Source organism: Kitasatospora sp. NPDC059747 (genome assembly GCF_042732955.1).
Lineage (GTDB): Bacteria > Actinomycetota > Actinomycetes > Streptomycetales > Streptomycetaceae > Kitasatospora.
Window position 1 is genome coordinate 73,628 of record NZ_JBHWGV010000023.1, and the last position, 8,217, is coordinate 81,844.

The following is an 8,217-nucleotide window of genomic DNA, read 5'->3' on the forward strand; positions in this document are numbered from 1 at the left end:
CTCCTCTGGTTCGTGTTTCGTGTGCCCCGGGGTCTGTGGGGTGGCGCGGCGGTCCTTCTCGCCCACCCCCCCACCCCCCCCCCCCCCCTCTCGGGCTGGTCCGTACGCCCGCTCAGGCGGCGGCGGGGAGTTCTTCGAGGCCTTCGGCGACGAGCTTGGCGAGGCGGTCGAGGGCCTCGTCGGCGTTCTCGGCGTCGGTGGCGAGGATGACCTCTTCGCCGCCCTGGGCGCCGAGGGCGAGCAGGCCGAGCATGGAGGCGGCGTTGACGGGGTTGCCGCCGGGCTTGGCGATGGTGATCGGCACGCCGGTGGCCGTCACGGCCCGGACGAAGATGGAGGCGGGACGGGCGTGCAGGCCCTCGGCCCAACCGATGGTGACGCGGCGCTCGGCCATGAGACGTGCCTTTCCGGTGAAGCTGGTCACGGCCGTGCTCGGGGAAGCGGCCATGTTGTCTAGACCAGTGTTGCACGCAGTCGACCCCGGCGAGCCGCCGCGTTCGGGAGTTGTGATTGTTTCTTTTCGGGGCATTTTCCTGGCATAAGGCCCGGCCAGTGGCCCTGTCCACCCTGCCGCGCGTGCACGCCGGGCGCCATTCGGCCCGCCGCCGGATAACCTGACGATCGTGGACGACTCCGCGGCGGCGCAGCACCCAGGGCATCCGGACTATCCGCAGCACTGGGAGGCCGACATCCTGCTGCGCGACGGCGGCACGGCCCGGATCCGGCCGATCACTCCCGCCGATGCCGAGCGGCTGGTGGAGTTCTACGAGCAGGTCTCGGACCAGTCGAAGTACTTCCGTTTCTTCGCGCCCTATCCGAAGCTCTCGGAGAAGGACGTCCGCCGGTTCACGCACCACGACTTCGTGAACCGGGTGGCGCTGGCCGTGGTGGTCCGGGACCGTTTCATCGCGACGGTGCGGTACGACCGGATCGATGCCGAGGGCCGTCCGTCGGACTCCGGGACGGATGCCGAGGTGGCGTTCCTGGTGCAGGACGCGCATCAGGGCCGCGGGGTGGCGTCGGCGCTGCTGGAGCACATCGCGGCGGTGGCGCAGGAGCGGGGGATCCGTCGTTTCCAGGCGGAGGTGCTGCCGGAGAACCGGAAGATGGTGAAGGTCTTCACGGACGCCGGCTACACGCAGCACCGGAGTTTCGCGGACGGTGTGGTGCACCTGGAGTTCGACCTGGAGCAGACGGACCGCTCGCTGGCGGTGATGCGGGCGCGGGAGCATCGTGCGGAGGCGCGTTCGGTGCAGCGGCTGCTCACGCCGCGTTCGGTGGCGGTGATCGGGGTTTCGCGCAATCCGCAGACGGTGGGGCGGGCGCTGCTGCGGGATCTGCTGGGCGGTTTCGACGCCGAGTTCGAGAGCAAGCGCGGGGACGGGGAGGCCTTGCGTCCCGTGTACGCGGTGAACCGCAAGGCTCCGGCCGGGACGGAGCTGGACGGTGTCCCGGTGTACCGCTCGATCCGGGACGTCCCGGGGCCGGTGGACCTGGCCGTGATCGCCGTCCCCGAGAGTGCGGTGCCGGCGACGGTCGCCGAGTGCGGCGCCCATGGGGTGCAGGGCCTGGTCGTGGTGACGGCGGGGTACGCGGAGACGGGCCCGGAGGGCCGTGACCGCCAGCGGGCGCTGGTGCGGCAGGCCCGTGCGGCGGGGATGCGGGTGGTCGGTCCGAACGCCTTCGGTCTGATCAGCACGGATCCCGGGCAGCCGTTGAACGCCTCGTTGGCGCCGCACCTGCCGCGGCGCGGCGGTTTCGGGATCTTCTGCCAGTCCGGGGCGATCGGGGTGGCGCTCCTGGAGGCCGCGCACCGCCGGGGGCTCGGCGTCTCGTCGTTCGCGTCGGTCGGCAACCGGTCCGACGTGTCCGGGAACGACTTCCTGCAGTACTGGGCGGAGGACGACGCGACCGAGGTGGTGCTGCTCTACCTGGAGTCGTTCGGCAATCCGCGCAAGTTCACCCGGATCGCCCGCCGTCTGGCCGCGGCGAAGCCGGTGGTCGTCGTGAAGGGTGCGCGCCACACCGGGAGCCTGCCGCCGGGCCACGCCGTGCCAGCCACGGCGACGGGGTTGCGCGACGCGACGGTGGACGCGCTGTTCGAGCAGGCCGGGGTCACCCGGGTGGAGACGATCACCGAGTTGTACGACACCGGTGAGCTGCTGGTCCAGCAGCCGCTGCCGCCGGGGGACCGGGTCGCCGTGGTCGGCAATTCGGACTCGCTGGGCCTGCTGACGTACGACGCCTGCCTGAGCGCGGGCCTGCGCCCCCGTACGCCCGTGGACCTGACCACCGGTGCGACCGGTGAGAACTTCCGGATCGCGCTGGACGTCGCCCTGTCCGATCCCGCCGTGGACGCCGTGATCGCCGTCGCGATCCCGCCGATCGGCACGTCCGCGCACGCGTTCATGGGCGGCCGGCTGGCCGGTCCGGAGGATCCGGAGATGGGTTCGGACGATCCGGAGATCGCCACGGCGCTGCTCGAAGCCGGTGAGCGGGCGCGGGAGTTGGGCAAGCCGCTGGTGCTGGCGCACCTGGCGCTGACCGATCTGCCGCTGCGGCTGCGTCCGGGCGGCATCCCGGCGTTCGCGGCGCCGGAGCGTGCGGTGCGGGCCCTCGCCCACGCCGTGCACTACGGGCAGTGGCGGCGCCGGATGGCGGAGGCGGAGGAGACGGCCCGGGTGCCGGAGCTGGACCGGATCGACGAGCCGGGGGCCCGCGTGCTGGTGGACGCGGCGCTGAACACCCGCGCGGCGGTCGCGGCCCGTACCCAGCCGGGCGGCGCCCGGATCACGCTGCCCGACGCGGAGACCCGCGCGCTGCTGGCCCACTACGGCATCGACGTCTCGCCGACCCTGCCCGCCCCGGACGAGGGGACGGCGGTGCGGGCGGCGTCGGCGCTGGGTTACCCGGTGGCGCTGAAGGCGACCGCCCCGCACCTGCGCCACCGCCCCGACCTGGGCAGCGTCCGCCTGGACCTGACCGGCGAGCCGGGCCTGCGCCGGGCCCACCGCGAGCTGGACGCCCTGCTCGGCGGGGCGGCGCAGGCCGAGCTGGTGGTGCAGCGGCTGGCTCCGCGCGGGGTGGACACCGTGATCGGCGCCACGGTCGACCCGGCGGTGGGCGCGATCCTGTCCTTCGGGCTGGCGGGGGCGCCGGCCGAATTGTTGGGCGATGTCGCGCACCGGCTGGTTCCGGCCACCGATCAGGACGTCGCCGGGCTGATCCGGGAGGTGCGGGCGGCTCCGCTGCTGTTCGGCTGGCGGGGCGCGGAGGCGGTGGACACGGGCGCGCTGGAGGAGCTGCTGCTGCGGGTGTCGCGGCTGGTGGACGATCTGCCGGAGGTCGCGTCGGTGGACCTCGAACCGGTGGTCGTGGCCCCGCACGGGCTGGCGATCCTGGGGGCGCGGGTGCGCATCGCGCCCCTGCCCGTCCGCAGTGATCTGGGCCCGCGCGCCATGAGCAGCCTGTAACCTTCCTTGGTTGCGCCTGCCCGTGGGCGCTGTTGTCCGAAGCTCGGCGCCGCGCCGCCCGCTTCGTCGGCGGACCATGCCAGGATGGAGTTATGGCGAAGACCGGTACCACCACCACTCAGGACCTGCGCTCGGCGATCGAGCGCAGCGGCTACTACCCGGCCCTGGTGTCCGAAGCGGTGGAGTCCGCGGTTGGCCCGGAGCCGATCAGCTCGTACCTGGTGCACCAGGAGACGACGTTCGACGCCAACGAGGTGCGCCGGCACGTCACCGTGCTGGTGCTGACCCCGACCCGGTTCGTGGTGAGCCACACCGACGAGCAGACCGGGGACGCCGCCGGCCCGTCGGTGCCGCTCGCGACGACGTCGACGGAGAGCGTCCGGCTGGACCGGATCGGTTCGGTCGTGGTGAGCCGGATGGTGGCGAACCCGGAGACGTACACGCCGGGCACGCTGCCGCGCGAGGTCGTGCTGACGATCGGCTGGGGCGCGGTGCAGCGGCTGGACCTGGAGCCGGCGGGCTGCTCGGACCCGAACTGCGAGGCCGACCACGGCTACACGGGTTCAGCGACGGCTGACGACCTGTCACTGCGGGTGAGCGAGGCCGGCGACGGTCCGGAGACGGTCGCGCAGGCGCTGGTGTTCGCCCGGGCGCTGTCGGACGCGACGGTCAGCAACGGCCCGCGGGCCTGAGCCCCGCCCCCGCCCGACCGCCCGCGTAGAGCGACCGCCTGCGCAGGACGACTGCTCACGCAGGACGACTGCTCGCGTAGAACGACCGCCCGCGTAGAACGACCACCCGCCCAGAACGACTGCCCGCTCAGGACGACTGCCGCCGACCGCGCCGCCGACCGCCACGAAACCGGATCCATGTCTTTCGCACCTTCCGACGGCTACGACGCCTTCGAGATCCTCGATCCCGCCACCGCCCCCGCTCCCGCCTACGGCAGCGGTTCGCTCTGCGACCTGCTGCCCTCGGTCGCGGCGGGGCTGGGCGTCGAGGGCTTCTCGGCGACGCTGCCGATCGCCCCGGCCGACCGCGTGGTGGTGTTCCTGGTCGACGGCCTCGGCTGGGAGCTGCTGCTGCGCCACCCCGAGTACGCGCCGTTCCTGTCCTCGCTGGCGGGCAGTTCGATGGGCGGCTCGGGCCGTCCGCTGACGGCCGGGTTCCCGTCGACGACGGCGACCTCGCTGGCGTCGGTGGGCACCGGCACCCCGCCGGGGCAGCACGGTCTGGCCGGTTACACGGTGGCGGTCCCCGGTGCCGGGTACCTGATGAACCAGCTGCGCTGGCAGCCGCCGACCGACCCGGCGGCCTGGCAGCCGTACCCGACGGTCTTCGAGCGGACGCACGCGGCCGGGGTGGCGACGGCGCAGGTGTCGTCCCCGCTGTTCGCGCAGACCCCGCTGACCAGGGTGGCGCTGTCCGGCGGCACGTTCATGGGCCGGACCACCGGCGAGGAGCGGATGGACCGGGCCGCGGCCTGGCTGGCCGAGCACGACCGGGCGCTGGTGTACACGTACGTCAGTGAGCTGGACGGCGCGGGCCACCGCTTCGGCGTGGACTCGGACGAGTGGCGGATGACCCTGGACGCGGTGGACCGGCTGGCCCGCCGGCTGGCCGAGCGGCTGCCGCCGCGCTCGGCGATGTACGTCACGGCCGACCACGGCATGATCGACATCGCGCCGGAGGACCGGATCGACTTCGACGAGGACTGGGAGCTCGGCGCGGGCGTGGCCCTGCTGGGGGGCGAGGGCCGGGCCCGGCACGTGTACGCGGTGCCGGGGGCCGCGGCGGACGTGTACACGGTCTGGAGCGAGGTGCTCGGCGACCGGATGTGGGTGGCGACCAGGGACGAGGCGATCGCGGCGGGCTGGTTCGGCCCGGTCGTGGACGAGCGCGTGTACGCGCGGATCGGCGACGTGGTCGCCGCGGCCCGGGACGACGTCGCGATCATCGCCTCCCGCAACGAGCCCGGCGAGTCGGCGATGATCGGACTGCACGGCTCGATGACCCCGGTCGAGCAGTTCGTGCCGCTGCTCGAAGTGCGCGCCTGAGCCGTGCCGCCGATGTCGTCCGCAGCGCCGCTGCCACCGCTTCCCCGGTGCCCGAACTCCCCTGATGTGAAAGGCCTTTGCTCCACCCATGGCTGAACTGGTGTTCTTCTCGGGCACGATGGACTGCGGCAAGTCGACGCTGGCGCTGCAGATGGACCACAACCACACCGCCCGCGGCCGGCAGGGGGTCATCCTGACCCGCCACGACCGGGCCGGCGCGGCGACCATCTCCAGCCGGCTCGGCCTGCGCGCCGAGGCGGTCGAGGTGACCGACGACTTCGACTTCCACGCGCACGTGGTGCAGCGGCTGTCGGCCGGCGGCCGGGTGGACTACCTGATCTGCGACGAGGCCCAGTTCTTCGCGGCCGGGCAGGTCGACCAGCTGGCCCGGGTGGTGGACGAACTCGACATCGACGTCTACACGTTCGGGATCACGACGGACTTCCGCACCCGGCTCTTCCCGGGCTCGCAGCGGCTGATCGAGCTGGCCGACCGGGTCGAGGTGCTGCAGGTGGAGGCGCTGTGCTGGTGCGGCGCGCGGGCCACCCACAACGCGCGGACGGTCGGCGGCGTGATGGTCGTCGAGGGCGCGCAGGTCGTGATCGGCGACATCTCGGTGAAGGAGGACGAGGTCGGCTACGAGGTGCTGTGCCGCCGGCACCACCGCCGCCGCCTGACCGCGGCGACCGCCCGTGCCTCGGTGCTCTCCCCGGACGTGCTCCCCTTCGAGCAGTCCCAGTCGTGAGGCCGGTCCCGGGCCGTCGTTCCTAGCGGGGTTCCAGGACGGAGAAGTGCCCGCCCTGCGGGTCGGCCAGCCGGGCGGCCCGGCCGCGCGCGGTGTCGTGCGGCTCGACCAGGACCCGGCCGCCGAGTTCGGTGGCGCGCCGGGCGGTGAGCGCGGCGTCGCGGACGGCGAAGTGGATCCGCCAGCGGGGCGGGTGGCCGCGCAGTTCGGCGCCGTGCCGGATGCCGGCGACCGGCCGGCCCTGCACGAGCAGCGCGGATTCGTCGGCGCCGGGCCGGAGGGTGCGGCCGAGGACGGTGGCGTAGAACGCGGTGGAGCCCTCGGCGTCGGTGGTGAGCAGTTCGGCCCACGCGGGGCCGCCGGGTTCGGGTCCGGCCTCGCGGCCGACGTGCTCCTCGCCCTGCCACAGGCCGAAGACGGCGCCGGAGACGTCGGCGGCGATGGCCATCCGTCCGGCGCGTTCGGCCTGGAGGGGCCCGACGGCGACGGTGCCGCCGCACTCGCGCACGAGCTGGGCGGCGGAGTCGGCGCTGTCCACGGCGAAGTAGGTGGTCCACTGCACCGGGAAGCCGGTGGCGCTGGAGACACCGAGGCCGGCGACCGGTTCGCCGTCGAGCTCGGCCCGGACGTAGTCGCCGAGTTGGGCCGGCCCGGGGGAGTAGCTCCAGCCGAGCAGGTCGCCGTAGAACGCTCGGGCACCGGCCAGGTCGTCGGTCAGCAGGCTGACCCAGCAGGGCGTGCCCTGGGCGAGCCGGAGTTTCACCGCGGGCAATGCGGGCCTCCTCACGGGCGGTTGGCGCACGGAATTCGCGCACGCGAGGGTGATGCTTCCACTCCGGCGCGCGACCAACCCTTCGGCCGCGCGGAAATTCCGGCAAAGACCGCACAAAGAGCGGCGGTTCGGCCGCGCTGCGCGACAATGGCCCGCATGACCACCTACAACGACGGTTCCCCGCTGATCTCCGCGGCCGGGCTGCGGGAGGCGCTCGCCTCGTCGCGTCCGCCGGTGCTGCTGGACGTGCGCTACCAGCTGGTCGGTGCGGCCGCGGGCGGCCCGACGGCCGCGGAGGAGTACCGGGCCGGGCACCTGCCGGGGGCGCACTTCGTCGACCTGGACCGGGACCTCGCGGCCGCGCCCGGCGCTCCCGGCCAGGGGGGCCGCCACCCCCTGCCGGACCTGGAGGAGTTCGGCGCCGCGATGCGCCGCTTCGGTGTCTGCGCCGACCGTCCGGTCGTGGTGTACGACGGCGGGCCCTCGCTGTCGGCGGCCCGCGCCTGGTGGCTGCTGCGCTGGGCCGGGCACCGCGACGTGCGGGTGCTGGACGGCGGTTACGCGGCGTGGTCGGCGGCCAAGCTTCCGGTGACGGCCGAGGTGCCGGCGGAGGAGGAGGGCGACTTCAAGCCCGTCCCGGGCAAGATGCCGACGATCGACGGGGACGGCGCGGCGGCGTGGGCGCGCAGCGGCCTGCTGCTGGACGCCCGGTCGGGAGAGCGCTACCGGGGCGAGACGGAGCCGGTCGACCCGCGCGCGGGGCACGTCCCGGGCGCGGTGTCGGCGCCGACCACCGAGAACGTCGGCGCGGACGGGCGGTTCCGGCCGGCCGCGGAGCTGGCCGAGCGGTTCCGCGCGCTGGGCGCGGGGGAGCGGGAGACGGCCGTGTACTGCGGGTCGGGGGTGACGGCGGCGCACCAGGTCCTGGCACTGGAGGTGGCGGGCGTGCCGGCCACGCTGTACCCGGGGTCGTGGAGCGAGTGGTCGAGTGACGCGAGCCGTCCGGTGGCGGTCACGGAGCAGCCGGGCTGAGCGTCCCGCGCCCGCGGGCGCACGGAAGGGGGGGGGGGGGGCGCGGGGCCCCCCCCCCCCCCGCGGGCCGGGTGTGGTGGGGGTTGGCGCCGCCGGGGGCGGCGAAGAGATGACCCCCGCGGCCCCGGGGGCGCCGGC

7 protein-coding genes are annotated in these 8,217 nt (G+C 74.3%); 5 read left to right on the forward strand and 2 right to left on the reverse strand.

Annotation, left to right across the window (positions count from 1 at the left end):
* Positions 1 to 112 precede the first annotated feature (112 nt).
* Positions 113 to 394, reverse strand: a complete 282-nt coding sequence (locus tag ACFV4G_RS13075; protein WP_359964780.1) for an HPr family phosphocarrier protein — start codon at positions 392 to 394, stop codon at positions 113 to 115.
* 229 nt (positions 395 to 623) lie between these two features.
* Between ACFV4G_RS13075 and ACFV4G_RS13080 the strand changes: the two genes are divergently transcribed.
* The 4 genes from ACFV4G_RS13080 to ACFV4G_RS13095 all read left to right on the forward strand — a co-directional run bounded on the left by ACFV4G_RS13080 (position 624) and on the right by ACFV4G_RS13095 (position 6,275).
* Entirely contained in the window at positions 624 to 3,473 is a 2,850-nt protein-coding gene (locus ACFV4G_RS13080) for a GNAT family N-acetyltransferase (RefSeq protein WP_380439546.1), read from the forward strand.
* Between the two features lie 92 nt (positions 3,474 to 3,565).
* Entirely contained in the window at positions 3,566 to 4,165 is a 600-nt protein-coding gene (locus ACFV4G_RS13085; RefSeq protein ID WP_380439548.1) for a DUF5998 family protein, read from the forward strand.
* A gap of 177 nt (positions 4,166 to 4,342) precedes the next feature.
* Positions 4,343 to 5,530 carry an alkaline phosphatase family protein gene (locus tag ACFV4G_RS13090; protein ID WP_380439550.1) on the forward strand — a complete coding sequence of 396 codons (1,188 nt, stop codon included), beginning with the start codon at positions 4,343 to 4,345 and terminating at the stop codon, positions 5,528 to 5,530.
* Positions 5,531 to 5,618: 88 nt separating this feature from the next.
* Entirely contained in the window at positions 5,619 to 6,275 is a 657-nt protein-coding gene (locus ACFV4G_RS13095; RefSeq protein ID WP_380439552.1) for a thymidine kinase, read from the forward strand.
* A 22-nt stretch (positions 6,276 to 6,297) separates the two neighbouring features.
* Here the strand turns inward: ACFV4G_RS13095 and ACFV4G_RS13100 are convergent, their stop codons facing one another.
* A complete protein-coding gene (locus ACFV4G_RS13100) occupies positions 6,298 to 7,038 on the reverse strand; it encodes a VOC family protein (RefSeq protein WP_380439586.1) in 741 nt (246 codons plus the stop codon).
* 165 nt (positions 7,039 to 7,203) lie between these two features.
* Between ACFV4G_RS13100 and ACFV4G_RS13105 the strand changes: the two genes are divergently transcribed.
* A complete protein-coding gene (locus ACFV4G_RS13105) occupies positions 7,204 to 8,079 on the forward strand; it encodes a sulfurtransferase (RefSeq protein ID WP_380439554.1) in 876 nt (291 codons plus the stop codon).
* The last annotated feature ends 138 nt before the right edge of the window (positions 8,080 to 8,217 follow it).

What these genes read in the sequence shown, in the direction of transcription:
- ACFV4G_RS13090 (WP_380439550.1), top strand. Translation starts at nt 4,343, where the DNA reads ATGTCTTTCGCACCTTCCGACGGCTACGACGCCTTCGAGATCCTCGAT.
- ACFV4G_RS13075 (WP_359964780.1), bottom strand. Translation starts at nt 394, where the DNA reads ATGGCCGAGCGCCGCGTCACCATCGGTTGGGCCGAGGGCCTGCACGCC.
- ACFV4G_RS13105 (WP_380439554.1), top strand. Translation starts at nt 7,204, where the DNA reads ATGACCACCTACAACGACGGTTCCCCGCTGATCTCCGCGGCCGGGCTG.
- ACFV4G_RS13095 (WP_380439552.1), top strand. Translation starts at nt 5,619, where the DNA reads ATGGCTGAACTGGTGTTCTTCTCGGGCACGATGGACTGCGGCAAGTCG.
- ACFV4G_RS13085 (WP_380439548.1), top strand. Translation starts at nt 3,566, where the DNA reads ATGGCGAAGACCGGTACCACCACCACTCAGGACCTGCGCTCGGCGATC.